Below are 25904 nucleotides of genomic sequence, written 5' to 3' on the forward strand. Positions count from 1 at the left end.
GTTGACATGGCTACTTGGAACGAACTCAGAAAAAAAGTCACTAAGAATATTCCAACTGAAGAGTTAAACCTTATTGAAACTCTTACTTATCTACAAGAGCGTCGAATCAAGCTAAACATTACGCAAAAAGAGTTGGGTAAAAGAATTGGCATGGCACAATCTCGCATCGCTAAAATTGAAAGTCTTGACTCCACCCCTTCTCTAGAAACTCTAAATCGTTATGCACACGGTTTAGGATTGGAAATTAAACTAACTTTAAAACCATTCCTTCATAATCAGTAGTCATTCTTTTCAATATAGACACTGCTCTAACTATAGTTCGTAGATTCTATGTATAAAACTCGTATTTAAAATAAAACAGAGGGCGAAATTCACAACTGAATTCCGTCCTCTGTTAATTTTTAACCATTTTCTTGAACCGTCCTTCTCCCCATGAAGAATGCTTCAAGTCTTTTCTCTCTTTAATTTTTGCTAGCTTTTTAACCAGTCATATATTCTTGGCTGCGATCGCTAAACCACTTCTCCGTAAAACCACATTTTCCATATTCTAATACCGCTATGCCGAAACGGGCTCCGAAACCCACTTCCCTCCGATTAATCAAATTAGGACATCAATCGCTCAAACCGCGATTAATGCCCTAATTAAGTTAGTCCTCGAGACCTAATCGGGTCCTCTAGATAAATTGAATCAACGTCATCACAATTGGTACGACTACGATGAATAGGATCGTACTTGTCGTTACCAAGTTGGTTGCGTATTTTACGTCACCATGTGATTCGTTTGCTAGGATTGGCATAACCGCTAATCCTGGTGCTGCTGCTTGCACAATCAATGTTTGCATTTCCATCGTTGGCAATACGTGTCCGGTGTGTGCACCAAGCAAAATCAAACCGGTAATTACCAATGGTGACAATACGAAACGTCCAAGTAATGCAAAGATCGTATCACGGTCGAAGTGGATACTCTTCAATCCGGCGTCGTAAAGCACAATCCCAATGTAAATTAATGACAATGGGGTTACCAAATTACCCACGTAACTCAAGGTGTTGCCTGCCCAACTTGGCACTGGCAACCCGAGTACCAACCAGATGATGGCAACGATAAAACCAAGAAGTGGTGGTGGAAGAAGCTTCTTCCAGTTCACTTTACGTTCTGTACCTTGGTCACCCTTTTGCTTAGTTGGGTCGTCGTTGGCAATCAAGAATACCCCGAACGCCCACGTCGAAACCGTGTTAGTTACGTAGTAAACCAAGAAGTATGCCAAACTTTGCGAACCAAACAGCGCAATGTTCAGTGGTAATCCAATGAAAATGGTGTTTGCGTTAACTACGGTATTCATAAAGAGTCCGCGGCGTCCTGGGCGAACCTTTAATAACTTAACCGTAATCCATGCGATGATATATCCAATAATTACTCCACCAAACGAATAAATCAATCCGCTTGATAAACTAACTAGTTTTGGTAACGTTAAATACTTCATTACCGATACAAAAATTGAAGCTGGTAGAGCTACGTTCATAATTAATTTTGAAATACTACCACTAAAATGGTCGTCAAACCATCCCATTCCTCGTAGACCAAAGCCAAGGGCCATCATCAACAGAATGGTAATAATACTTTCAACGGACGTAATAAATGCCGCCATCTTACCCACTCTCTCTTTCTCTTTATAACGAGCTTTTGGAAAATCTTCTTAATTCCTGTACTTCTCTGCTGCACAGTCAAAGATTACCCGAATTCACTCACTCTCTCTTTTTTGAAATGAGTTCCCGAATTCAATCTCCTCCGGTTAACCAAATTATGCCATCAATCGCCAAACCCGCGATTAATGTCCTAATTTTCTTAATCCTCAAAGATTACCCGAATTCACTCACTCTCTTTTGTTATTCGTCATTTTCAACGGATCGACCCACCGGTCAAAGTCCGCTTCATTCACCAAACCGCTCTTTAATGCAGCTTGCTTGAGGCTCAATCCTTCCCGACTTGCTAGTTGGGCAATCTCTGCCGCTTGATGATAGCCAATATGTGGCGACAGCGCCGTCACGGTCATTAGTGATTGTTCCACCAAGTCCAGCATCCGGTCGGCGTTAATTTCAATTCCCGCGACCATCTTTTCGGTAAACTGAGCCACTACCCCGCTTAACAAATTGACGGAATCTAAAAAGTTGAAGATAATTACCGGTTTATAAACGTTCATCTCAAAGTTTCCTTGGCTAGCAGCAACGTTAATCGTTACGTCATTACCCATTACCTGAGTTGCTGCCATGGTCAATGCTTCCGCTTGGGTTGGATTAACCTTACCAGGCATGATTGAAGACCCGGGTTCGTTAGCCGGAATCGTCAATTCCCCATAACCAGCCCGCGGACCGCTTGCTAGGAAACGGATGTCATTAGCGATTTTTAATAAATCGGCTGCCAAAGTTTTCACCGCGCCGTGCACAGCTCCAATTCCAGAATGTGCACTAAGCCCGAAGAACTTATTTTGGGTCGTAAATTGTAAGTCGTACACCTTACTCAATTCGTTGACCATTTCTAAGTCATAGCCGGCAGGAGCGTTCAATCCCGTTCCCACTGCGGTTCCCCCAATTGGTAGCTCTAATAACGTATCCTTGAGCTTCTCCAGGTAATCTAAATCATGTTCTAACGTACTTACCCAACCGCTAATTTCTTGGCCGAAAGTCAATGGCGTTGCATCTTGTAGATGGGTTCGCCCGATTTTAACCACGTCCCAATACTGTCTTTGTTTTTCCGTTAATGTGGCAATCAAGTTTTTAATCACTGGTAGAAGGTGGTTAATTGCTTGACTCGCCGCAATGTTCATTGCCGTAGGAAAGTCGTCGTTAGAACTTTGCGATTTGTTGACGTCGTCGTTAGGTAAAAGCGCCAAATCAGAATCAATTTGTTGGGCAACGTGCGCAATCACTTCGTTGACGTTCATGTTCGTCTGGGTTCCCGAACCAGTTTGGAAAACGCGCAGGGGGAAATCCTGCATTAAAGTTGCATCATCTAAGGCCAATAATTGGTCACTCGCCTTTTGAATTAACCGCGTTTTTTCGGTAGGTAATAATCCAAACCGATTGTTCACCCCCGCAGCCGCCTTTTTGACGTTAATTAATGCTCGAATTACTTCGACTGGCATCAACGGTCCCGTCGCAAAATTATGCCGACTGCGTTCAGTTTGTGCGCCCCATAGAGCCTGTTGAGGTACCTTTACCTTTCCTAATGTATCTTCTTCAATTCGATAGTCCGCCATCGTTATCGCTCCTAATTTTTAGTATTCAGGAGTCCACCGGGTTTCTGCCACCGCTTTTTTCACGTCGGTGATGGTTTCTTTTGTCAATCCTTGATCAACTGCACTTTGGGCAATGCCTTCCGCAACCGTTTGTGAGAATTCACTCAACTTGGAAACTGGTGGCAATACCGCTGCTCCTGGTTTGCTTACGTCTACGATACCGCCCAATGAATGAGCAGCCTTAGAAATCATTGTATCATTTAATACTTTAGCAGTTGAGGCAATGACCCCTAAACCTAAACCAGGGTAAACCAACGCGTTGTTAGCTTGACCAATTTGGTAAGTAACACCGTTGTATTCAATATCGTCAACCGGGATTCCGGTAGCAATCAAGGCACGACCATCCGTCCATTTCAACAAGTCTTCCGCCTTTGCTTCAGCTAACTTAGTTGGGTTAGACAATGGGAAGATAATTGGGCGTTCCGTATGAGCAGCCATTTCACGAACCACTTCTTCGGTGAAGGCACCAGGTTTTGTAGAAGTACCCACCATGATAGTTGGGTGAACTGCCTTCACTACGGATAGCAAGTCGGTCAATTCTTCTGGGTTTTCAAATTCGCTGCGCTTACGTGCAAATGGCTTTTGTTCCGGCGTCAACGTTTCGTCATCATCAAACAAAAGACCTTGCTTGTCGACCATGTAGAAGTGTTTCTTAGCTTCTTCTTCGGACAAGCCGTTTTCAACCATTTCTGCGTAAATCCGGCTCAAGATTCCGGCACCTGCAGTTCCAGCACCGAAGCTTAGGTAAACTTGATCCGTAATCTTTTGCTTAGAAATATTTAGGGCACCTAAAATACCAGCTAAAGTAATAATTCCGGTACCTTGAATATCATCGTTGAAAATTACGTAACGATCCTTGTACTTGTTCAAAATCTTTGCCGCGTGGTCACGTCCAAAGTCTTCAAAGTGCAGGTACATATTAGGGAATAGGTTTTCTGCAGTTTGAACAAATTGGTCCACAAATTCAAAGTAACGGTCGCCCTTGATCCGTTCGTGACGGTTACCAAGGTACATTGGATCCTTCAATAATTTTTCGTTGTTAGTTCCTACATCCAACACAACTGGAAGAACTTGGCTTGGGTCAATTCCAGCAGCAGCGGTATAAACCATCAACTTACCAACCGAAATGTCGACACCGTTAGTTCCCCAGTCACCGATTCCTAAAATACCTTCTGCATCAGTAACTACGATTAAACGAATGTCTCGTCCATCAGCCGCGTTCTTCAACGCCGTTTCCATGTTATCTGGATCATCAATGGAAAGGAAAGTTGCGTTTTGTGATTGAACATAAAGCTCACTGTAGTTTTCGATCGTATCCGCAATGGTAGGATCGTAAACAATTGGCATAAATTCAACAACGTGTTCACTGAACAACTTGTAGAATAGTACCCGGTTTTCGTTGAAAATTTGCATCAAGAATAACCGTTTTTCTAAATCATTAGCCTTAGTTTGAAATTGAGCGTAAGTTTGTGCTACCTGTTCATCCAAAGTCTGGATGTATGGTGGAATCAAACCGTTAAGCCCTAACTGATCGCGTTCTGCTTTTGTAAATGCAGTTCCCTTATTTAAATAAGGATTGTTCAAAATACTCATTGCTTTTTCAGTCATTTTGCTTTCCTCCAATTTTTTATTACGCGGTAAGTTTAAGACTCCTTGGTTGCTATAGTCAAATTATTAGCATATTATAAATTATTTTTATATTTAACCGAAAAAGCTTGATATAATAAGGTTATGGAGGAACGTTATGAACACTAAAGATTTAAAATATTTTCATTCGCTAGTAAAAAATAAAAATTTTTCTACGGTTGCTGAAGAATTTAACGTTAGCCAACCCACTATCAGCATGGCTATCCGACGCTTAGAAGATACTTTTCAAACCACGCTGTTCACCCGAGATCAAGGCCGACACCATTTGTCCGTCACCCTAAGCGGTCAACAACTCGACGAACACGTGCAGGCCATCTTGGACCACTTAACCGTCGCCCAAAATAGCATTAAAAATATCAATACGAAAAAATTAATCTTGGGTCTGCCACCCATTATGACCAAGTACTTTTTCCCGCGGATTGCCAAACGCCTTACCGAACAAAATTTGTTAAAGGCCATCGTGCCCGTGGAAAAAGGGTCGGCTGAGCTAGAGGAAATGCTGCTTGCTGGGACCCTCGACATGTCCCTAATGGGGGCCATCGAAAAGCAATTCAACGAAAATCTAGCTTACCAACATTTGGGCAACGACCATTTTGTCGCAATTGTCGGTAACCAATCGCCCTTCTTTTCTCGCGACAAAATCTGGTTTTCCGAATTAAAAAACGAGTCGTTTATCACCTTTGATAGCAATTTTGTTCACGCGGAAGCTCTGCGTAATTTCAGCAACATTACCAATTTTCGACCTAACGTGGTTTACCAAAGCAATGATTCCCAAGTAATTCAAGAAATGGTGGCCCAAAACGTAGGGGTGGGTTTTATCGTCAATTCTGCGGTAATTAAACGCCCGGACGTTCGGGTTCTGCCCTTTTTCGATGAAGAGCAACCCTTGTTTTACATGAACCTGGTCCAACGTAAAGACCGGATCTTAAGTCCTTACCAACAAAGAATTGCCGATTTGATTCGAGAGTAGTCAATAAAAGTCGAATAGTTAGTGCGTGCTAATATAAAAAGCGGTTATTATGCCAATTCCAGACATAATAACCGCTTTTGGGATTAAGCAATCTTCCTCGAATTTTGTTAACCACTCACGCTGAAAATTCACGTGCTTCTTTGCGGCATAGCCGAAACGGACTCCAGTGTCCAATCTCTTCCGGTTAACCAAAATGCGGAACCAATCGCCTAAACCGCGATTAATGCCGCATTTTCATTAATCCTTGCGCTTTCCTGCCGCATAGTCGAAACGGGCTCCAGTGCCCAATCTCTTCCGGTTAACCAAAATACCGGCTCAATCGCCAAAAGCGCGATTAACCCGGCATTTCTGTTAATCCTTGCGCTTCTTTGCTACATAGCCGAAATGGGCTCCGTAACCCAGCTCTCTCCGGTTAACCAAAATGCGGCATCAATCGCCTAAACCGCGATTAATGCCGCATTTCCGTTAATCCTCAAGAGCTACCCGGGTTACTCCGCCCTCTAGTTTTTAAACCATTCGTCAATTTCCTTATATTCTTGTTCGCTAAGTTCAATTTCCGTTGCCTTTGCGTTGCTTTCCACTTGTTCCGGTTTGCGAGCCCCTGGAATTACCACGCTGATGGCCGGGTTCTTCAAGTACCACGCCAAGATCACTTGCGCCACGGTCGCCTGTTTTGCTTCCGCAATTTGGCGCACTTTTTCAGTTGCTTCAATTATCTGATTAAATTGAGCTTCCGAGTACTGGTCAAAGCGTTCATGATCCTTCTTCGTATATTTTCCCGTAAGAATTCCTGACGCCAATGGGAAGTATGGTACAAAAGAAATTTGGTGTTCTGCGAGATATGGGAACAATTCCTTTTCCGCATCCCGGTGCACTAAACTGTAATCATCTTCGACAACGTCGATCACGTCTTCCACGTTAGCTTCCTTAATTTGTGCTAAGGAGAAATTAGAGACCCCAATGGCTTTAATTTTTCCTTCTTTACGTGCCTTAACTAACGCGTTGATTGCCTCGTATTTGTTAGTAGTTTCGTCTGGAAAATGAATGTAAAAAATATCAATATAGTCCGTTTTCAACCGCCGCAAAGCTGCGTCGATTTGCAACGTTAAAAATTCTGGATCGTTGTTGGGTTGGTAATCGTGCAGCGGATCTTGGGCCGCCTTAGTTGCCAAAACCACTTTAGAGCGGTCGTAATCTTGTAAAACGTCGCCAATAATCTCTTCTGAACGACCCTTCCCATAAATAAAGGCGGTATCTAGCAATTGAATTCCTTCATCCAGCGCCTTCCGCACGACCGCATAACCATCTTCATCCTTTAAATTCGGGAACAAATTATGCCCGCCAACTTTATTAGTTCCTAATCCTAACGCCGTGGTTTCTACGTCACTTTTACCAATTCGAACTAAATTTGCCATACGATTACCTCCAATTATATTTTCGTGATTAGCATAACAGATAATCGAAAAAAAGGGACCCCTTTAGTTTTAATAGTTCTATTAGTAAACATTTGACGCAGCAATTTTCTGACATCGGGACATCAGGAAAAGGTCCGTGCTTTCCTGCCGCATAACCGAACCAGGCTCCAGTGCCCAATCTCTTCCGGTTAACCAAAATACCGGCTCAATCACCAAAAACGCGATTACCCCGGCATTTCTGTTAATCCTCGCGCTTCTTTGCCGCATGGCCGAAACGGGCTCCAGTGCCCAATCTCTTCCGGTTAACTAAAATACTGGCTCAATCGCCAAAAACGCGATTACCCCGGCATTTCTGTTAATCCTCGCGCTTCTTTGCCGCATGGCCGAAACGGGCTCCGTAACCCAGCTCTCTCCGGTTAACCAAAATGCGGAACCAATCGCCTAACCGCGATTAATTCCGCATTTCTGTTAACCCTCGCGCTTCTTTGCCGCATGGCCGAAATGGGCTCCAGTGCCCAATCTCTTCCGGTTAACTAAAATACCGGCTCAATCGCCAAAAACGCGATTAACCCGGCATTTCTGTTAATCCTCGGAGATTACCCGGGCACTTCCGCCCTCTGTTTTATGTATTCCTCTACGTATTTTCGATTTCCGTGCTGTAACGTTACTACCAGCGTATCGCCCGCCTTAATTACCGTATCTCCAGACGGAACAATTGCGCGCGGGCCCCTCTGAATACTAATCAATAAACTATGTGCGGGCCATTGCGCGTTGCGGACTGCCGCCCCATCAAATTGGGAGCCTTCTTTTACAAATACTTCCACCCGTTCTTGTCGGCCTTGCGGTTCCGCTAAAATATCCGGTACCAACTGGTGGAGCAACGATTCGTAAATTGGTTCGCCGCCCAATAAATCCAACACAATGTAGGCCACTAGTGCCACCACCGCTAACGGCATTAAATGCTGCAACGACCCCACCATTTCGGTAATCAATAGAATGGCCGTAAACGGCGCCTTCCCAATTGAGGCAAAGTACCCTGCCATGGCGTAAATCACAAAGTTAGGTAAGTAACGGGCGTCGATCAACCCCCAGTGTGCCATTATGCTTACGTAAAGGGCGCCACTTACCGCTCCGAGCGTTAGTATAGGAAGAAAAATCCCACCTGGTAGCCCTGAACCATACGAAACCATGGAGAAAACAAACCGAATCACTAGCAAAATCAAGAGCGTCACAAACACCGGGTTTTGCGCCGCAATCGTGGTAATCAGCGTGTTTCCCCCGCCAAGGTAGGACGGCCATCCCCAGCCTACCGGAATAATTAAGATAAAGGGCACTAAACTATCCAACCATCGTGGCAAAAATTTAATTTTGCCGTACCAAGTCTTTAATTTCAGCGTGCAGATTTGATACAACCGGCCAAAAAGCCCCAGTAAAATTCCTAATACCAACAAGTGCCAGTATAAATTAAGCGGCAGTGCGTGGGGATAAACAATTGCCAACACGGGGGTTAGCCCAAAAAAGGTCAGCGAAATGAAGTTTGCCACCACCGCACTCGTCAGCGCACTAATCCACACTAACGTGGAAAAGTTGTGGTAAATTTCTTCTAGCACGAACAGGGTGCTCGCAATCGGAGCATTAAAAGCGGCGGATAGACCGGCAGCTGCTCCTCCGGCAATTAACACCCGGCGTTGCGAACCGCGATACCGTAAAGTTTCGCTCCAGCCTTGTCCTACGGCTGCTCCTAGCTGAATCGAAGGGCCTTCTCGTCCTAACATTAATCCCGAACCAATTGCTAAAATACCCCCAACAAACTTTTTCCACAATACCGGCCACCATTGTTCCTCGTATTCTCCCGATAGCTGTCCTTCAATTTGGGGAATCCCGGATCCCGAAATATCTGGCGTCGTTTTAACTAACCAGCCTACTCCGACTGCTAAAATAAGATTTAACAGGACAATCCACTGCCAGTCGGTGGAAAAATTTTGGTATAGCTGTTGGAAAAAGATTAGCAGCTTTTCAATCGCCAGTCGAAAAATACTAACAATTAATCCGATTAAACCGCCCACCACCACTGAATTCAACAGGGTTGATAGACGGGTGTCTTCAATTTTTAAATGCATCAGCATTCCACCTCGTTCAAAAGATTAGCCTTACTTATGTTAGCATAACTAAAACTCTCGCCAAGTTTTGAATTTAGGATTTGCTAGAAACCTGTATAATGGATTGGTAAGAATAATTGAGGATGGTGTTATAAATGAAAAAAGTAGTTAGCTTTGCAGGGTTTGACACCTTGTTTAACGTGCAACCCTTTTACGAAGCGGTTGGACGAATTGGCAACCGCTACGATATTGACGAAAAGAAGGTTCGGGATACTTACCGCCAAAAAGAACAAGCTTTAATGCAACAAGGTGAATTTATGAAGTACTCTAAACTAATGGAAGTGGCTCTAAACGAAACTGCGGAAGAACTAAACTTCACGATTGACCCAAGTGATTTTAGTGACGTTTTAATTGCCCACACGGTAATGGAGCCGTTCCCCGACGCACCAACTGCACTATATAACATTAAGGAAAAGGGCTACGAGACCGTCTTACTGACCAACCACTCTAAAGACTTAATTCAAGCTAACGTAGTTAAACTAGAACACAATTTTGATCAAATCATCACCGCCGAAGACGTTCAGGCTTACAAACCTAACGCACGATTCTTCGCATACGTTGCCCAACAGTTAGGTGACGTTGACGAACACGATCACATCGCGGTCGACCCTACTAAGGATATCCAACCGGCTCAAGCAGCAGGCTGGCAAGTAATCCAAATTGACCGCCAGGACGACAACGCTAAGGTAGCTTCCTTAATGGACGCCGTAGATCAATTGGGCTAAGACAAGCTTAGCGACCAAAGTGAAAGAACTACCGACAAGCTCGTAACCTAATGAAAACAGGAACCAGAATTTAAGCTCTGGTTCCTGCTTTTTTATTTAAAACGACAAATGCAGGATTGGAAATAGTTACTAATTCCAAGATTCCGGAAGCGCGACAATTTATCATTAAGGATGTTTAAATCGCTTCTAACGGCTAATATTTCTCCATTATAAACAGAGATAGTCTCGTTTTATTTTAATAACCCGCTTTAATAGTTTATCGTGTGATATAATCTCCGTAGAGTGTATAACCTACTGCTCACCCCTCTAATATTAGAAGCTCACAAACACTGTGCTGTTTAACTAGGAGTTAAAAACTAATGACTACTATATCTAAAAACAATATTATTCTAGGAGAATTTTTGAAAGGTTTCTATGATCCGCAGTTTACGTGGGGAGCGGAAGAAACTAACGGGCTAACCGAAATTTGCCAATCGCTGGCCCAGTCTGCCGCTTACTATGATATTCCCGTCTACGTTTTAGCTAACGGGATTGGGCAAAAAAAGCAAGCTAATTTACATATTGAACCTGTGCAAGTTAACCCTCAGCGATATAAATTAACGCTATACTTTATCCGTTGGGAACTTGCGTTAAATTTTTTGGTCCAGCATCCCGAATTTGAAAAAATGGCTTTAGTTGACGCTACCGATGTTACTGTACTCAATTATCCCTTTGACCAAGTAGAAGATAAGTTCTTATATTTTGGCGACGAAATTAACTACTTAGATGCAGGAATTATTAAAAGGGATGCTAAAACGCCCGAAATGAGGAACTTTTTCGAAGAAAATCCCGAACTACAGCTACTCAACCCAGGGGTAATCGTGGGAACGCGAGAAACGATTATTGAATTTTTAACAATCTTCGTTAGCATCTTTAATCGTATTCAAGTAGAAGAAATGCGCGGAGTGCCGGAACAAAGACTGGGTAACTATGAAATGTCTTTAGTTAACTACATCGCTTACCGGTACTTTTACAACCGGATCAGACATGGCCGCGAAGTCAGTACCCTTTTTATGTACAATGAACGTACTAGCGGTGCGTGGTTTAAGCACAAATAACGGGTGGTAAAAAATGGATATTAAAAAATTAATGCATATGCTTGATAAGCAAGAATGGATTGTTGAAAATGCGGGAGATGACGGGACCGGAGCAACGATTGAGATGGGTCAAAATCAAGGGATTTTAATTCTACAATTAAACCCCAATGGAAAGGTCTCCTTCCCAACTCGGATGGGATTTCTTCCCCCTGAGTATTGCAACTGGCAGTTTAACGAAGCTCAACAATTAGTTGAACTCATGGATAAGGACTACCAAATAACGACAAGCTTTAGCCTTCCTCAAGAGGAGGGCTTGCATTTAATCATGAGGGAACATAACCCGCAGGGTATTTCGCGAAGACTAATTACGCGTCCTAAGTTATTTAAAGAAATAAGGAAACCTATCATTCCTGCTCCACAACTAGCGGCTGGCAAAATGATTTTAACTAAAAACTATCAACCTGATTCTAAAATAGGAAAAGTCGCAAAAAACAATGTCTTGGGAGTCCACCGCATTCAAAATGACCTAAAACATTTGGCTGGTGTCAATGAAATTCTCAATTACCTAATAGAGCATTCCGCTTTGGAAGAAATTGCCGTTATCAGTGATGAAAATTTACAGGACAATCCGTTTGTAAAATTAGATCGTTCCAAAATTAGAGTCAATAGTTCGTTAACCATTTTGGTTGCTTCAAGAGCGCTGCTGATCGAACTTCTGGGACAGGTCCTGATTGAAGCCTATCACCAAGCATTTGAAAACCAAATCATGCAAGATGAAGACGTTCCGGTTTCAATTAAAGATACCCTAGAAACTAAATTTAAAGATCGTGTCCAATGGATATAAATTTAAATACCACTAATACTAAATAAATATTAGGAGGCTGAGAATTTTCCCTCAGCCTCTTTTTCGATTACTAAAAACCGCTCGTTCGTCTTAATCGGGTATTGTTTTTAAACGTAGTTATCTTCTCTATCAAAGAAAGTACTTAAACACATTAAAAACGCCTGTACTATAGTAATTTCTTGTGGTCGTTCTCGACAAAACTTTCTATTTCTAAATTACTTACAAATAGTTTATAATTGTTTTGAAGTTACGAAAGCGCTTTCTTGAACTTCAACCATTCTTAAATATTTATGGAGGTACAGACATGGCAGATAAATACATTCTGGCCATCGACGAAGGGACCACGAGCACGCGTGCGATCATATTCGATCATGCTGGGCGTAAAGTTGCCGATGCGCAACGCGAATTTACGCAATATTTCCCTAAGCCGGGGTGGGTAGAACACAATGCCAACGAAATTTGGAACGCCGTTTCGTCTACGATTGCTAATGCTTTTATTGACTCAGGCATCAAGCCCAGTCAAATTAGCGGAATTGGGATTACCAATCAACGGGAAACGACCGTCATTTGGGATAAGAAAACCAGTTTGCCAATTTATAATGCAATCGTATGGCAATCGCGGCAAACTGCTGATATTGCCGATCAACTAATTAAAGACGGCTATGGCGACCTGATTCACCAAAAAACCGGCTTGGTAACCGACGCCTACTTCTCCGCGACTAAAATCCGCTGGATCCTCGACCACATTAATGGCGCTCAAGAACGTGCCGAACGCGGTGAACTCCTTTTTGGCACCATTGATACGTGGCTAGTTTGGAAACTAACTGATGGTGCTGTTCATGTGACTGACTACTCCAACGCTAGCCGGACCATGCTTTACAACATTCACGAGTTAAAATGGGACTCCGAGATTTTGCAATTATTAAACATTCCTGAAGCCATCCTGCCAGAAGTTAAGCCAAATTCGATGGTTTACGGTAAGACCAAGGATTACCACTTCTATGGTAGCGAAGTTCCGATTGCTGGAATGGCCGGTGACCAACAGGCGGCCCTCTTCGGCCAACTCGCGTTTGAACCCGGCATGGTCAAGAATACTTACGGGACCGGCGCCTTTACCGTAATGAACATTGGTGAGCAACCGCAATTATCCGATAATAATTTATTAACCACCATTGGTTACGGTATTAATGGCAAGGTTTACTATGCTTTAGAAGGAAGCATCTTTGTGGCTGGCTCGGCAATCCAGTGGCTGCGGGACGGAATGCAGCTCTTCAAAAAGGCTTCCGATTCAGAAGCCGCCGCGTTAGCTTCGCAAAATGAAAATGAGGTCTACGTGGTTCCCGCCTTCACTGGTTTAGGTGCGCCTTACTGGGATTCCGACGCCCGGGGGGCCGTATTCGGGATTACCCGCGGAACTACCAAAGAAGACTTTATCAAGGCAACCCTGCAATCCCTTGCGTACCAATCCCGGGACGTTCTTGACACGATGAAACGTGACTCAGGAATTGATATCCCGGCAATGCGGGTGGATGGCGGCGCCTCCAACAATAATTACCTGATGCAATTCCAGGCTGATATTTTGGGAATTGAAATACACCGGGCCCATGATTTAGAAACTACCGCGCTGGGAGCAGCCTTCCTAGCCGGCCTGGCCGTTGGTTATTGGCAAGATCTCGACGAGTTGAAAGCCGAATACCAACCTGGAAAAATCTTCAAACCACAGATGGGTGAAGAAGAACGCCGTGACCTTTACCAAGGTTGGCAAGAAGCCGTCGCCGCAACCCGAAATTTTAAGCACCAACCGCGTAAAGCAAATTAACTCTTAGGAGGATTATCACATGTCATTTTCATTATTAAGTAGAAGACAAGATATTGAACGTCTAAAAAATGAAACACTCGACTTACTGACCATCGGCGGTGGAATTACCGGTGCAGGAGTAGCCATTCAGGCTAGCGCCATGGGGATGAATAACGGCTTAATTGAAATGCAAGATTTTGCGGAAGGAACCTCTTCGCGATCGACTAAATTAGTCCACGGAGGAATTCGCTACCTCAAAAACTTCGACGTTGAAGTAGTTTCTGACACCGTTAAGGAACGGGCGGTCGTCCAAGGGATTGCGCCCCACATTCCCCGGCCTGATCCAATGCTGTTACCAATTTACGACGAGCCGGGATCCACTTTTAACATGTTCTCCGTCAAGGTTGCGATGAACCTATACGACCAACTAGCCGGGGTTACGGATCCTAAATACACTAATTACACAATTTCTAAGGAAGAGGTTCTCCAACGTGAACCCCAGCTTAATCCCGACAAATTGTTGGGTGGCGGTGTTTACCTGGATTACCGGAATAACGACGCCCGCCTCGTAATTGAAAACATCAAAAAAGCTCACGAAAACGGGGGCTTGATGGTTAGCCACGTAAAGGCCCAACATATTTTGCACGACGAAAACGGCAACGTCAACGGGGTCAACGTAAAGGACCTCTTAACTGGCGAAGAATTTGACATCCACGCTCGTCTCGTAATCAACACCACTGGGCCATGGTCCGACTTTATCCGCGAAATGGACGACCACCTCGAAGTAACTCCGCAAATGCGGCCTACCAAGGGGGTTCATTTAGTAGTCGATCGTTCTCGACTCAACGTACCTCAACCAACCTACTTTGACTCTGGACAACAAGACGGTCGGATGGTCTTTGCGATTCCGCGGGAAGGTAAAACCTACTTTGGAACCACCGATACCGACTACCAGGGCGACTTCCTTCACCCGCGGGTTGAACAAGCTGACGTGGATTACCTTTTGAAGACGATCAACGACCGCTATCCAGAAGCAGAAATCACCATTGACGATGTGGAAGCTAGCTGGGCAGGTTTACGGCCACTAATTGCTTCTAACGGCAGCTCCGATTACAACGGTGGCAATTCCGGTAAAATTACCGCACAAAGTTTTGACGAAGTAATTGCGATTGTGGATAAATATGAAAAGCAATTAGTTAGTCGTGAAGATGTAGAAGACGTGCTTAATCACTTAGAAAGCACCCTTTCCGAAAATAAACCGAACCCTTCTGCAGTTTCCCGGGGTAGTTCATTAGATGTGGCTCAGGATGGCCTAATCACCCTTGCTGGTGGTAAAATCACCGATTACCGGAAGATGGCCGCGGGCGCGATTGCCTTGATTGCTAAACTGCTTAAGCAACGCTTCAACCGGAACTTCAATTCGATCGACTCCAAGCACCTCCAAGTTTCCGGTGGAGATATCGATCCGCAAAACGTGGACGCCACTTTGTCATTCTTTGCTAAACAAGGTATCGAAAGCGGCCTTTCCAAACCCGAAGCGGAAAAGATTGCCAACCTCTTCGGATCCAACGCGGCCCGGGTCTTTAGTCAAATCGGTCGTTTGCCGGCTGCACCTGGCTTAAGTCTCGCGGAAACCATCAGTCTGCACTACTCGATGGAAGAAGAAATGACCTTGACCCCCGTAGATTACTTGCTCCGGCGGACCAACCATCTCCTCTTCCACCACGACGCCATTGCCGACCTTCAACAAGGAGTGGTTGACGAAATGGCCCGCTACTTCAGCTGGAGTGCGGAACAAAAACAACAGCATAGTCAAGAACTTCAAGACGTAATCGCTGAAGCCCACCTAGATTATCTGAGATAGGAGTAAGTTTAGATATGGAAACTAGTTTATGGATGCAGTTAGTCGGCGAATTTGTCGGCACATTCATCTTAATTTTACTTGGGGACGGTGTCGTTGCTGGCGTAACTCTGAAGAAATCAAAAGCAGAGGGCGCGGGGTGGATCGCAATCTCGCTTGGTTGGGGATTAGCAGTTACCTTAGGGGTGTATACCTCCGCCTTTCTAAGTCCAGCTCACTTGAACCCAGCCGTAACCCTAGGGATGGCAATGGCCGGCAAATTCGCCTGGGCCAACGTGATTCCTTACTGCATTGCCCAAACTTTGGGTGGCATCCTTGGCGGAGTATGCGTTTGGATCCATTACTATCCCCACTGGCAAGTTACTAAGAACGCTGACGACATTCGAGGAATCTTTGCTACTGGACCGGCAATCCGTAATTACGCGATGAACTTTATCAGTGAAGTAATTGGAACTTTCGTTTTAGTGTTCGCCCTGTTAGCTTTCACCCGGGGCAATTTCACCGATGGCTTGAATCCGATTGTGGTCGGCATTTTAATCACCGCCATTGGTTTATCCCTTGGAGGAACGACCGGTTACGCAATTAACCCGGCGCGGGATTTAGGTCCGCGGATCGCCCATGCCATCCTTCCAATCGCCAATAAAGGCAATTCCGACTGGGCGTATAGTTGGGTTCCCGTATTTGGTCCGATGGTCGGCGGTGCGTTAGGTGCCTTGTTATTTAACGTGTTACCGTAGTTTACAACTGCGCACTCATTAAAACGTATGCGAACAAAATAAGAAATCTTTTTCACGAATGAACATTTTTTCGAAAATCATTTTGGCGTGTTGACTTTAATAGCGCCCAAAATCAGTTTATTTCGTCTAACCCGAAATCGATCATTGTGCCCAATTCAGGCATAATGGTCGATTTTTAGTTAGTGCTCACAAGCTCTTCCGTTGTTGTCCCCCGCGCTTTTTTACGTTCTTATTCACGGCTAATTTGCTAACCTCCCAAAAAATTGATACACAAATAATTTTACAGCGTATATAATCAATGGTAGGCTAGAATCGTTTAAGAGTAAAAATGCTGTCCAACTTACAGCATCATACTTTATTCTAAAAGCGCCCCAAAAACGGAGGAATTACATATGCAAATTGAACCCAACGTCGTTATCAGTCAGTTCTTCACTCATATGGAAGATCTACTTCATCATGCGGACACTAGTAACGTAGATATTCCAAGTAAGGTAGCGGAACAAACTCATTCTTTAGCTCGTTTTAACGTTCCGTACTACGTCTTGACTAACGATTCCACCCAGGAACCCATTGATAACCTCCACGTGGTTAACGTTAACTTGGATAAAATATATCAAAGCTATCCTGATATGACCCTTTATTTCTACCGGATTTTTATGACCTTTTATTTTTTACAGGCCCATCCCGAAATCGAAAAAGCAGTCCTAACTGACGCGACCGACGTTACCATGCTAAACTATCCGTTCGACGAGATTAAACCCGATACGCTATACATGGGCGACGAAACTGCATTTTTATTTGAAACTGACATTATTCTTAATAACGAAGGTCCCCAGTATTTACAAGACTTTTTCTTGAGAAACGGCAGTTTGCTCCCCACCCTAAATTTAGGGGTGATGGCTGGAACTCGTGCAGTACTAATGGAATACCTTGGAATGATGGTCAAGCTAATTACCGAAGCCAAATTAAAATTCAAGCAAGGCGACGAACGCTACCGGCTCGGAGCATTTGAAATGGCGATTTCCAATTACGTGGCTTACGAATATTTCCAAGATCGTTTGGTTCATGGTCGTAAAGTAACTAGCTTTTTCTCTGGTTTTCAACCTCACAGTAGTGCTTGGTTTAAACATAAATAAACAAGGAGCACGATTGAATGTTAAATAAAAAACAAGTTTATCAACTACTACGTGACCGGGAATGGATCTTAAAACAAACAACTCCTGATACCGAAGTTCCTGGTTTTATGAGTTTTATAACTAGTTTAGACGATCCCCGTGCGTTCTTTTCTATCGAATTCAAGGATAACGGCCGGTTAGAATTCCCTACTGGAATTAAATACGTACCTGTAGAATATGGCGGTTGGGATTTTAATGAAGAAACTCAAGAACTTATATTTGTTAGTCGCGATGGTCAGTCAAATCTTCGGGCGGATCTACCCCAAAAATTACCTTACGGAATCATGGCGTTCAAAATTTATAACGATTACATTAATCCCTTGTACTTTTTTGTTAATTATCCGCACATTGACCAGGAGCAGGTAACCAGCCACTGCTTAGGCGGTACCAAAGCTTTCTTCCTACCCCGTTCAGCCTATGACAAAGGCTTCTACCAGACCCTGCGTTGGACTGGTTTTAATACTAACTTGGTCGACCACGAGGATGATCGGGTGGCCATGCTTACGGAAATTTATGATTACCTTGCGTACCATCCCCAAATTGAACAGGTGGTCTTTTCTCAAACCAATCAACCGGTCGTGCAACTTCCGGAAAAGCAGCACCTCTTGTTCACTCTTGAAAGCGGACAACCTTCATTGGATTATTTTTCAGGAACCCGGGCAGCAATTATGGAATTGCTTACGTTAATCATCTCCGAAAATAACTTGCGCCTATACAATGATGCTGATCAACGTGATGAAACTACTATGTTACAAGACGTTATCGCTAATTGCTTCACGGGACGTTACGAAGTGATTGACTCGCTTCCAGAAGCAACTTCACTTTGGCAGATTTTGTTGCATTTTTAAAACATTTGTAGGAAATACTTTATTGTCATACTAACGGTCGATCAACGGAAACTTAGAAAATTATCCCGTTTGAAAAACTTGCCCGGATAACTTTAAGTATCTTTAAGGAAGGAATTCATTTGAATGCTAAACAAAAAACAAGTCTATAATTTATTGCGCGAACGGGTGTGGATTCTGCAATATTTTAATAAAGATATGGCACACCCCGGACTTATTAACCTTTTACCTAAGCCGGCCTTTTTATGCTTTACGTTTAAAAAGAATGGGCGCATAGATGTACCCAATGGCGTAGGTTTTATCCCCGATGAATACAATGGTTGGGATTTTGATGAAGCAAGCCAAGAAATTATTTTTACTGAACAAAATGGTAAACCACGAATTCGTACTAGCTTGCCTAAGCAATTACCTTATGGCATTGAAATGCTCAAACAGACGGGCGCGCTTCCTGGGGATGGCAATACGATATATTTTTTTGTCAACTACCCTCACCTTAATAGTACCTACGCTGCGGAACAATTTTTAGGAGGCACTAAGGCCTTTTTCCTACCTCGCTCAAGCTACACAAAAGACTTTTATGATACTTTGCGATGGACCGGCTTTAATACCAATCTAGTCGACCACGAAGCTAATCGGGTAGCCATGCTTACGGAAATTTATGATTACCTTGCGTACCATCCGCAAATTAAGCAAGTAATCTTCGCCCAAGCTAATATTCCCGTCGTGCAACTTCCGAAAAAACAGCATCTTTTGTTTATCCTTGCAGACGGGCAACCCTCATTGGATTATTTTTCAGGAACCCGGGCAGCAATTATGGAATTGCTCTCGTTAATCATCTCCGAAAATAACTTACGCCTATACAATGATGCTGATCAACGTGATGAAACTGCCATGCTACAAGACATTATCACTAATCATTTTGCAGGTCGTTACGAAGTGATTGACTCGCTTCCAGAAGCAACTTCACTTTGGCAGATTTTGCTGGAAATTTAAAATTACTCAATACTATTACAACTTGCACAAACATAGAAAAACTGACACAAAAACATTTCGATAACGTTTATAATGAAAGTAATTCATAATCGCTGACGATAACTATTAGCTCTAGTAAAGTCAACACGCTAAATTTTTTAGACATAGCTTACAACTAACACCGTATAGCTGCAAAATTAGACCCTTTTTAGTGGTTAACAAGAGCATAGTAGTGCATGGTTTAAACATAAATAAAGGATGTACAATTGATGATAAATAGACAAGAAGTTTTTAACTTAATACGTGATCGGATTTGGATTTACCAAAGCGTAATGAATTCTGATCCCAATCCAATTTTGCTCACTTTAACAGGAAGTGATGAAGAAACGACAAAATCGTTCTTTAGCCTTTACTTCCATGAGGATGGCCGGGTTTCTGCGGCCACGAAAGTTGGGTTCTTCCCTAATGAATTTGCCAATTGGGATTTTGACGAAACCACTCAGGAAATTATTTTTATTAACCGTGATAACCAATCTGAGCTCCGGGCAAGCCTCCCGCAAGAGTTATCATATGGCGGGCTAGACGCCATTAAGCTTAAAAATGAACAAGCTGACGCAGATAGAACCATCCAGTTCGTAAACAATCCTGAATTTGATCGCTTTGAAATAACTAAATCGTCTCTAAGCGGAAAAAAAGTTTTCATCGCTCCTCGAGCAAATTATGAACCTTACTTTCGTTTTAGTATGCGCTGGAATGGTTTTAACATTAAATTAACTAACCATTCAGCCCCTTCAGTTGAATTCTTCAGTGATGCATATGATCATTTAGTTGCTCACCCGCACGTAGAGGAGATTATACTCTCGCAAAAAAATAAGGATATTATCGAATTTCCAAGGGATCAAAAGTTATTGTTCTTAAATAACCAAGGCACCCCCTCGTTCGAATATCTTTCTGGAAACCGTTCGGCAATAATGGAACTTCTCATCGTAATTTTATCCGAAAACAATTTACGTTTGTTTGATGATGGTGATCAGCGTGATGAAACTACCATGTTGCAGGATATTTTAACTAACCATTTTCAAGGACGGTATGAATTAAAAGATCTACCTGAATTTTAACAAGGTTGTCTTGTTTTCAGAGACATCCATTCCTTGGTATAACCGTTAATTCTAACAAAAGCAGCGTAATAAAGGAGTTTTAAATGAAAGTTGAACCTAATATAGTACTCAGTGTATTTATCACTAATATGGAGGACATTAACCACCACGAAGACACTACTAATGTCGACATTCCCAGTAAAGTTGCTACGCAGGCGCACTCACTAGAAAATTTTCAAGTGCCCTATTACTTATTAACCAACGAACCTAGTCAGGAAAAAATTGAGAATCTAAGCATCGTTAACGTTAATTTAGATCGGATATATCACAATTATTCTGACTTATCCGTATATTTTCTTCGCATATTTATGGCGTTTAAATTTTTACAGGACCATCCTGAAATTGAAAAGGCTGCGATCACGGATGCTTCCGACGTTACAATGCTAAATTATCCTTTTGATCGAGTTAAACCAGATACCCTATACATGGGGGATGAGCCCCATTCTGTAGCACTTAGTGTACAGACTTTCATAGAAGACGATCCGCAATATATTTACGATTATCTTCTTGAAAATAGTGACCTATTTCTTACGTTGAATCCAGGTGTGCTAGTCGGCACTCGTGAAACTTTAATCGAGTATTTAGGAATCATGGTCAAATTACTGTCCGAAGCAAAATTAAAATTTAAGCAAGGTGATGAAACATATCACTTAGGACCATACGACATGGCAATTTCCAACTATGTTGCGTACAAATATTTTAGTGATCGATTAATTCATGGACGTGAAGTCAGCACTATTTTTAATGGTTACCAGGAACGCAGCAGCGCGTGGTTTAAACATAAATAAAGCAACTTTACTAATTCGAATACAGTCACAATAAAAATTAATCGGTAACTAACTGCCGATTAAGGTTATATTTCTAACTAAATTAAACTTTATTTCCCTAGGTAGTATTTTAGGGAATTTAATGCACAGCAAAACCACTATTTTCCGGCAATACCTGACTCTCAATGGTTATTTACATCCGTTAGGCGTTTTTATTAGTTACCCATCATGTCTGATGAAGACACATCGACTACCACAATATAAGGAGTACACCACGTTGTTAACAAAAAAAGATGTAGAAAAATTAATTTGTAACCGTTTTTGGTTATTTATCTCTGTTACTGAAAACAAAGATTTTGTCTTGCTCTTCATTGGGAGAGGAGCCACCGATGCTTATCTAGCCATCCGGTTCGAATTGAACGGCGAAATTACTTTTCCTACTCATCTAGCATTTAACCCACCTGAATACTCACGTTGGGATTTTGATGAAGAAAAACAAGAAATTTTAATTTTTGATACCGATAATCAGCTTAGGATCCGGGGAAAACTTCCAACTAAATGGTTAAGTAATAGTGTTCAAATTCAACTGTTTGATGGAGTAGACGGAATCTTGGTCCACAGTCCGCGTTTTGACGCGTCTCAAGTTACTAAGCGAACTCTCGGCGGAAAGAATATGTACTTTGTCCCTCGACAAGCTTTTAACATGGAAATCTTCCACGATATTAGTCGGGAAGACTTCAATCTCAAAGTACTCGATTGTCAAGAATCTATCCTCAATTTTTTCGATCAGGCTTACGAATACATTGCTCAGCATCCGCAACTAGAAAACGTTGTGCTTGCTAAAGATGGCCAGCCAGTGATTAAACTTCCTGAGGAGGATCAGCTTATTTTTGCTAAGGATGCCGAGTCGCCTTCATTTAACTATTTTGCTGGCAGTCGAGCTCGTGTTATAGAGTTATTAATCATTATTTTATCGGAAAATAATAAGCGCTTGCTCAATCCGGACGACTCTCGTACTGAAGATGAATTGTTAGCAGATGTACTAAACACCCAATACAGTGGACAATTCACTCTAACGCAAGTTTAATCATCCGTTAAAATTGAAATAGCAATTAATCAACATACTTATTTAAAAGCAATAATAAGGAGTTACACATGAAAGTTGAAAAAAATGTTGTAATTAGTGAATTCATTGTTAACATGTATGACCCTCACTACGGGCAAGACAATAGTAATGTCGACATTCCTGAAAGGACTCGACCTCAAGCCGAATCTTTAACGCGGTTTCACGTGCCGTACTACGTGTTAACTAATGCAGAAGGTCAGGAAGCAGAAACTGGTGCCCACATTATTCACATGGACTTATTTAATCACTATCCTGACCTAACTTTGTACTTCCATCGAATCTTGATGGCTTTCGAATTCCTACAAAAACATCCCGAAATTGAGAAAGCTGCACTAACTGACGCGGGAGACGTTACAATGGCTAACTATCCCTTTGATAAAGTCGAGGAAGGCACTTTATACATGGGCGACGAAAGCTTCTATATCTTTGCCACTCCTGTAATTACTTGGCACAAAGATCTTCAACGTATTGAGGATTTTATAAGGGAAAATGGACTATTGCCTACCCTAAACTTGGGCGTGATGGTCGGAACCCGAGCCGTATTACTCGAATTTTTAGGGATTATGGTTGACATTATTACCGAAGCTCAACTAAAACTTAGCCAAGGAGACGATAGTTACCGGTTAAGCGACGTGGAGATGGCAATTTCAAATTACGTCGCTTACAAGTATTTTGGCGATCGTTTAGTCCACGGCCGAGAAGTTACTACGGTAATGGACGGTTATCAAGAACCAAGTAGCGCATGGTTTAAGCACAAATAAGGAGTTTTTGGCAATGTTAAATAAAGAACAATTAAAAGATTTAATTTGTGACCGTTTTTGGACATTTCGGGGATTTGATGATAAAAAGCATTTTAGCACTTTGTTTATTGGTACAGAGCCTGGTTCTGGAATGCTAGCACTTTGGTTTCATCGCGATGGTAGCATCACTTTCCCTACTAACGTAGCTTTTGAACCTGGTGAATACCGCCACTGGGATTTTGATGAAGACGCCCAAGAAATTATTTTCTTTGATTATAACCAACAGCCTAGCAAGCGCGCACATTGCCCCGTTCAATGGTTTGGCGGCAGTCTTAAGATCGAATTAATCTCGGACTCGGATAATACCGAAGTCTTCTCACACGAACCACACGTTGACCACTTTGCCCTTAAAAACCGGGTAATTGGGGGAATCCATATGTTTTTTGCCCCTCGCAGCGTTTATAATTTCGAACTGTTTCAAGATTTAGCTTTTTTAAATTTCAATATCAAACTGATTGATGCCGAAGATTCCATCATAGATTTTCTTCATGAAGTTTATCAATACGCAATCGCGCACCCCCAACTAGAGGAATTGGTAATTTCTCAAGAAGGGCAACCACACGTTCAACTGTCACAAGAACACAAACTATTGTTCACTAGCAACGATGGCCAGCCGTCGTATAACTATTTTTCTGGTGAACGTCCGTTAGTTATCGAATTATTGACCGTGATTTTAGCTGAAAATAGGAAACGGCTGCTCAATCCAGATGATTCGCGAAATGAAAAAGAAATGATTCAAGATATTATTTCAAACCGATTTACCGACCGCTACGAAATTGTATAAATATCCCTCATAAAAGTAAAAATTGCCTTAAAACGCAACAGAGACCAGAACTTTCCAATTCTGGTCTCTGTTTTTTATTTAAATTATTTATCACACTGTTTTAGTCGCTCGCCAAAATTTTCTTTTAAATAAGGCATCAAGGATTGCTCATAATGGTCATCGTCCATTAACTTATGCTCAAACGCTTCATGGTTCAAGTCGATTAAAAAATTACCCAGTAATTCTAACATTAAATCTCGTGGAGCCCTTATAAACGACTGCTGGTCATCAAATACTAGCTGATTGTCATTCGTCGAATCAAATGACTCGAAGGGATTAGCTGCAAAGTCCAAGTCAAACATAATCGCAACTTTTTTTAAATATGGATGTTCAATTAAATAATCAAAAATTTCTTGTATACCTTGCCATGTTTGGGGATTTTCATCTAAACAGTGTACATTCAATCCAAGATTTTCAACTAGCTGACCTAGTTGTGTTTGATTATCATATTGATAGGCCAATATCATCGACCCATGATCTGACTGCGGGTCCGGAGCAACTTGTAAATTTGATTTTTTGAAAATAGCGTCCCAAACGCGAAAATGTTCGTGTTTACCATAAGCATCCATAACCAATGTGGCACCTTCTCGTACTGGTAAACTAAGGGTTTGTTCTACTTCTCCTTGGACACCATAAACCAAAATTTTTTGTTGTTGCTCGTCGAAGTCCCAGCGATGACATTCTGGAGGGATAAAACCCACGTTAGTTGGGAAATCAATTGTCCCATCCGGCATGAATTTCAAGGCTAAAATTCCCTTGCCTCCAAGCGTAAGACTTACTCCCACGTCATTAATTTCATAAAACCATTCGTAGTCTTTGATCATTTCAAATGCTTCTTTAAAATCCATCTTAAAATACTCCTATTTATGTTTAAACCACGCACTGCTAACTGGTTCCCAATAGTTAAACTTGGTACTTACTTCGCGTCCATGCTTTAAGCGACGTTTAAAGTATCGATATGCAACATAATTAACTAGCGCCATTTCATAATCCCCAAAAGCTGATTTAGGAATCTGTCGCATCTTTTGAACTTGTGCCCGAGTAAAAATCTCTACCAGGATCGTTAAAAATTCCATAATTACTGCACGAGTTCCTACAATAACCCCCGGATTCAACATTTGGAGTTGCGAATTTTCTATAAAGAATCTTTCCATAAAATCAGGCTTTTTATCGCCCTTGACAATTCCACCGCCGATGCTTTTAAGTTCATCCCCAAAATATAAAATCCCATCTTCAACTCTGTCAAAAGGATAGTTGTAGACTTCCACATCTGAAAAATCTACAAGTGCTACTTTCTTTATTTCTGGATGTTTAACCAAAAAATCTAGTGCCATTTCCCAACGGATAAAGTAAATTGAAACATCATAGCGATTCGCATCAACATCCATGTTAACGTAATGCGCATTTTCGTCTACGTAATCCTCTTCTAATCCATTAGAAAGTATATACACCGGGAGCTGATAGTATGCTGCAGAGTGCTTTAAATTTTTTGCTAAAGATTCTACGCCATTTGAAAAATGAGCATGGCTTTGGTACTGCGGATCGAATAAATCGGTGATGAACTCACCAATAATGACATTATCTGCTACAACTTTATCCATTTTCACTACCTACTCCTTTAAGATTATTAAGCTGGGTATTTAAGATTAAAATAGTTAATCCGAATTACTTATATGGCCTACTAATATTTCCTGCTAAGAAACTAAAAGCGCAT

Annotated in this window: 23 protein-coding genes; 16 read left to right on the forward strand and 7 right to left on the reverse strand. The window is 42.2% G+C overall.

Annotated elements, in window-relative coordinates; genetic code table 11:
• Positions 1-6 precede the first annotated feature (6 nt).
• Positions 7-282: a helix-turn-helix domain-containing protein gene (locus tag NL111_RS08680; RefSeq protein WP_002829673.1), complete on the forward strand. Its 276-nt coding sequence runs from the start codon at positions 7-9 to the stop codon at positions 280-282.
• Positions 283-674: 392 nt separating this feature from the next.
• Here the strand turns inward: NL111_RS08680 and NL111_RS08685 are convergent, their stop codons facing one another.
• The 3 genes from NL111_RS08685 to NL111_RS08695 form a co-directional block, all read right to left on the reverse strand.
• Positions 675-1646, reverse strand: a complete 972-nt coding sequence (locus tag NL111_RS08685) for an AEC family transporter (protein ID WP_285110161.1) — start codon at positions 1644-1646, stop codon at positions 675-677.
• A 225-nt stretch (positions 1647-1871) separates the two neighbouring features.
• The gene (locus tag NL111_RS08690; protein ID WP_236119739.1) at positions 1872-3254 is read right to left on the reverse strand and encodes a class II fumarate hydratase; all 1383 of its coding nucleotides are present in this window, start codon (positions 3252-3254) and stop codon (positions 1872-1874) included.
• Between the two features lie 18 nt (positions 3255-3272).
• The gene (locus NL111_RS08695; protein WP_285110162.1) at positions 3273-4916 is read right to left on the reverse strand and encodes a malolactic enzyme; all 1644 of its coding nucleotides are present in this window, start codon (positions 4914-4916) and stop codon (positions 3273-3275) included.
• Between the two features lie 121 nt (positions 4917-5037).
• Between NL111_RS08695 and NL111_RS08700 the strand changes: the two genes are divergently transcribed.
• Positions 5038-5910 carry a LysR family transcriptional regulator gene (locus NL111_RS08700; protein ID WP_024862907.1) on the forward strand — a complete coding sequence of 291 codons (873 nt, stop codon included), beginning with the start codon at positions 5038-5040 and terminating at the stop codon, positions 5908-5910.
• Between the two features lie 500 nt (positions 5911-6410).
• Here the strand turns inward: NL111_RS08700 and NL111_RS08705 are convergent, their stop codons facing one another.
• Together NL111_RS08705 and NL111_RS08710 are read right to left on the reverse strand one after the other, a co-directional pair.
• Positions 6411-7325 carry an aldo/keto reductase gene (locus NL111_RS08705; protein ID WP_002832459.1) on the reverse strand — a complete coding sequence of 305 codons (915 nt, stop codon included), beginning with the start codon at positions 7323-7325 and terminating at the stop codon, positions 6411-6413.
• Positions 7326-7921: 596 nt separating this feature from the next.
• Complete coding sequence (locus NL111_RS08710; protein ID WP_036672059.1) at positions 7922-9445, reverse strand: ClC family H(+)/Cl(-) exchange transporter; 1524 nt, start codon at positions 9443-9445, stop codon at positions 7922-7924.
• Between the two features lie 134 nt (positions 9446-9579).
• Here NL111_RS08710 and NL111_RS08715 point away from each other — a divergent pair, with 134 nt between their 5' ends.
• The 14 genes from NL111_RS08715 to NL111_RS08780 all read left to right on the forward strand — a co-directional run bounded on the left by NL111_RS08715 (position 9580) and on the right by NL111_RS08780 (position 24151).
• On the forward strand, positions 9580-10209 hold the full coding sequence (locus tag NL111_RS08715) for an HAD-IA family hydrolase (RefSeq protein ID WP_058120976.1): 630 nt from the start codon (positions 9580-9582) through the stop codon (positions 10207-10209).
• Between the two features lie 359 nt (positions 10210-10568).
• Positions 10569-11306: a hypothetical protein gene (locus NL111_RS08720; protein ID WP_058120975.1), complete on the forward strand. Its 738-nt coding sequence runs from the start codon at positions 10569-10571 to the stop codon at positions 11304-11306.
• Between the two features lie 13 nt (positions 11307-11319).
• Positions 11320-12129, forward strand: coding sequence for a hypothetical protein (locus NL111_RS08725; RefSeq protein ID WP_058120974.1), 810 nt, complete (start codon positions 11320-11322; stop codon positions 12127-12129).
• Positions 12130-12433: 304 nt separating this feature from the next.
• Entirely contained in the window at positions 12434-13948 is a 1515-nt protein-coding gene (glpK, locus tag NL111_RS08730) for a glycerol kinase GlpK (protein ID WP_285110163.1), read from the forward strand.
• A gap of 19 nt (positions 13949-13967) precedes the next feature.
• Positions 13968-15791, forward strand: coding sequence for a type 1 glycerol-3-phosphate oxidase (glpO, locus tag NL111_RS08735; protein ID WP_024862904.1), 1824 nt, complete (start codon positions 13968-13970; stop codon positions 15789-15791).
• A gap of 14 nt (positions 15792-15805) precedes the next feature.
• Positions 15806-16525, forward strand: coding sequence for an MIP/aquaporin family protein (locus tag NL111_RS08740; protein ID WP_024862903.1), 720 nt, complete (start codon positions 15806-15808; stop codon positions 16523-16525).
• A gap of 392 nt (positions 16526-16917) precedes the next feature.
• Positions 16918-17661: a hypothetical protein gene (locus NL111_RS08745; RefSeq protein ID WP_024862902.1), complete on the forward strand. Its 744-nt coding sequence runs from the start codon at positions 16918-16920 to the stop codon at positions 17659-17661.
• Between the two features lie 17 nt (positions 17662-17678).
• Positions 17679-18548, forward strand: a complete 870-nt coding sequence (locus tag NL111_RS08750; protein WP_128688529.1) for a hypothetical protein — start codon at positions 17679-17681, stop codon at positions 18546-18548.
• A gap of 123 nt (positions 18549-18671) precedes the next feature.
• Positions 18672-19538: a hypothetical protein gene (locus NL111_RS08755; protein ID WP_024862900.1), complete on the forward strand. Its 867-nt coding sequence runs from the start codon at positions 18672-18674 to the stop codon at positions 19536-19538.
• Positions 19539-19786: 248 nt separating this feature from the next.
• On the forward strand, positions 19787-20635 hold the full coding sequence (locus tag NL111_RS08760; protein ID WP_024862899.1) for a hypothetical protein: 849 nt from the start codon (positions 19787-19789) through the stop codon (positions 20633-20635).
• An 83-nt stretch (positions 20636-20718) separates the two neighbouring features.
• Positions 20719-21462, forward strand: coding sequence for a hypothetical protein (locus tag NL111_RS08765; RefSeq protein ID WP_024862898.1), 744 nt, complete (start codon positions 20719-20721; stop codon positions 21460-21462).
• A 214-nt stretch (positions 21463-21676) separates the two neighbouring features.
• Positions 21677-22528 carry a hypothetical protein gene (locus tag NL111_RS08770; protein WP_229091669.1) on the forward strand — a complete coding sequence of 284 codons (852 nt, stop codon included), beginning with the start codon at positions 21677-21679 and terminating at the stop codon, positions 22526-22528.
• A 68-nt stretch (positions 22529-22596) separates the two neighbouring features.
• Positions 22597-23328: a hypothetical protein gene (locus NL111_RS08775; protein WP_058120965.1), complete on the forward strand. Its 732-nt coding sequence runs from the start codon at positions 22597-22599 to the stop codon at positions 23326-23328.
• Positions 23329-23341: 13 nt separating this feature from the next.
• Positions 23342-24151: a hypothetical protein gene (locus tag NL111_RS08780; protein ID WP_285110164.1), complete on the forward strand. Its 810-nt coding sequence runs from the start codon at positions 23342-23344 to the stop codon at positions 24149-24151.
• An 83-nt stretch (positions 24152-24234) separates the two neighbouring features.
• On the opposite strand, the gene NL111_RS08785 is transcribed toward NL111_RS08780, so the two are convergent.
• The gene (locus tag NL111_RS08785) at positions 24235-25038 is read right to left on the reverse strand and encodes a hypothetical protein (protein ID WP_285110165.1); all 804 of its coding nucleotides are present in this window, start codon (positions 25036-25038) and stop codon (positions 24235-24237) included.
• Between the two features lie 12 nt (positions 25039-25050).
• Positions 25051-25791 carry a hypothetical protein gene (locus NL111_RS08790; RefSeq protein ID WP_159210853.1) on the reverse strand — a complete coding sequence of 247 codons (741 nt, stop codon included), beginning with the start codon at positions 25789-25791 and terminating at the stop codon, positions 25051-25053.
• Positions 25792-25904 lie beyond the last annotated feature (113 nt).

The sequence above is a fragment of the Pediococcus sp. AC40 genome (genome assembly GCF_030252485.1).
Classification (GTDB): Bacteria; Bacillota; Bacilli; order Lactobacillales; family Lactobacillaceae; genus Pediococcus; species Pediococcus acidilactici.

Excerpts from the sequence above, each read along its gene's own strand:
- NL111_RS08680 (WP_002829673.1), top strand. The coding sequence starts at position 7 with ATGGCTACTTGGAACGAACTCAGAAAAAAAGTCACTAAGAATATTCCA.
- NL111_RS08685 (WP_285110161.1), bottom strand. The coding sequence starts at position 1,646 with ATGGCGGCATTTATTACGTCCGTTGAAAGTATTATTACCATTCTGTTG.
- NL111_RS08690 (WP_236119739.1), bottom strand. The coding sequence starts at position 3,254 with ATGGCGGACTATCGAATTGAAGAAGATACATTAGGAAAGGTAAAGGTA.
- NL111_RS08700 (WP_024862907.1), top strand. The coding sequence starts at position 5,038 with ATGAACACTAAAGATTTAAAATATTTTCATTCGCTAGTAAAAAATAAA.
- NL111_RS08705 (WP_002832459.1), bottom strand. The coding sequence starts at position 7,325 with ATGGCAAATTTAGTTCGAATTGGTAAAAGTGACGTAGAAACCACGGCG.
- NL111_RS08710 (WP_036672059.1), bottom strand. The coding sequence starts at position 9,445 with ATGCATTTAAAAATTGAAGACACCCGTCTATCAACCCTGTTGAATTCA.
- NL111_RS08715 (WP_058120976.1), top strand. The coding sequence starts at position 9,580 with ATGAAAAAAGTAGTTAGCTTTGCAGGGTTTGACACCTTGTTTAACGTG.
- NL111_RS08720 (WP_058120975.1), top strand. The coding sequence starts at position 10,569 with ATGACTACTATATCTAAAAACAATATTATTCTAGGAGAATTTTTGAAA.
- NL111_RS08725 (WP_058120974.1), top strand. The coding sequence starts at position 11,320 with ATGGATATTAAAAAATTAATGCATATGCTTGATAAGCAAGAATGGATT.
- glpK (WP_285110163.1), top strand. The coding sequence starts at position 12,434 with ATGGCAGATAAATACATTCTGGCCATCGACGAAGGGACCACGAGCACG.
- glpO (WP_024862904.1), top strand. The coding sequence starts at position 13,968 with ATGTCATTTTCATTATTAAGTAGAAGACAAGATATTGAACGTCTAAAA.
- NL111_RS08740 (WP_024862903.1), top strand. The coding sequence starts at position 15,806 with ATGGAAACTAGTTTATGGATGCAGTTAGTCGGCGAATTTGTCGGCACA.
- NL111_RS08745 (WP_024862902.1), top strand. The coding sequence starts at position 16,918 with ATGCAAATTGAACCCAACGTCGTTATCAGTCAGTTCTTCACTCATATG.
- NL111_RS08750 (WP_128688529.1), top strand. The coding sequence starts at position 17,679 with ATGTTAAATAAAAAACAAGTTTATCAACTACTACGTGACCGGGAATGG.
- NL111_RS08755 (WP_024862900.1), top strand. The coding sequence starts at position 18,672 with ATGCTAAACAAAAAACAAGTCTATAATTTATTGCGCGAACGGGTGTGG.
- NL111_RS08760 (WP_024862899.1), top strand. The coding sequence starts at position 19,787 with ATGATAAATAGACAAGAAGTTTTTAACTTAATACGTGATCGGATTTGG.
- NL111_RS08765 (WP_024862898.1), top strand. The coding sequence starts at position 20,719 with ATGAAAGTTGAACCTAATATAGTACTCAGTGTATTTATCACTAATATG.
- NL111_RS08770 (WP_229091669.1), top strand. The coding sequence starts at position 21,677 with ATGAAGACACATCGACTACCACAATATAAGGAGTACACCACGTTGTTA.
- NL111_RS08775 (WP_058120965.1), top strand. The coding sequence starts at position 22,597 with ATGAAAGTTGAAAAAAATGTTGTAATTAGTGAATTCATTGTTAACATG.
- NL111_RS08780 (WP_285110164.1), top strand. The coding sequence starts at position 23,342 with ATGTTAAATAAAGAACAATTAAAAGATTTAATTTGTGACCGTTTTTGG.
- NL111_RS08785 (WP_285110165.1), bottom strand. The coding sequence starts at position 25,038 with ATGGATTTTAAAGAAGCATTTGAAATGATCAAAGACTACGAATGGTTT.
- NL111_RS08790 (WP_159210853.1), bottom strand. The coding sequence starts at position 25,791 with ATGGATAAAGTTGTAGCAGATAATGTCATTATTGGTGAGTTCATCACC.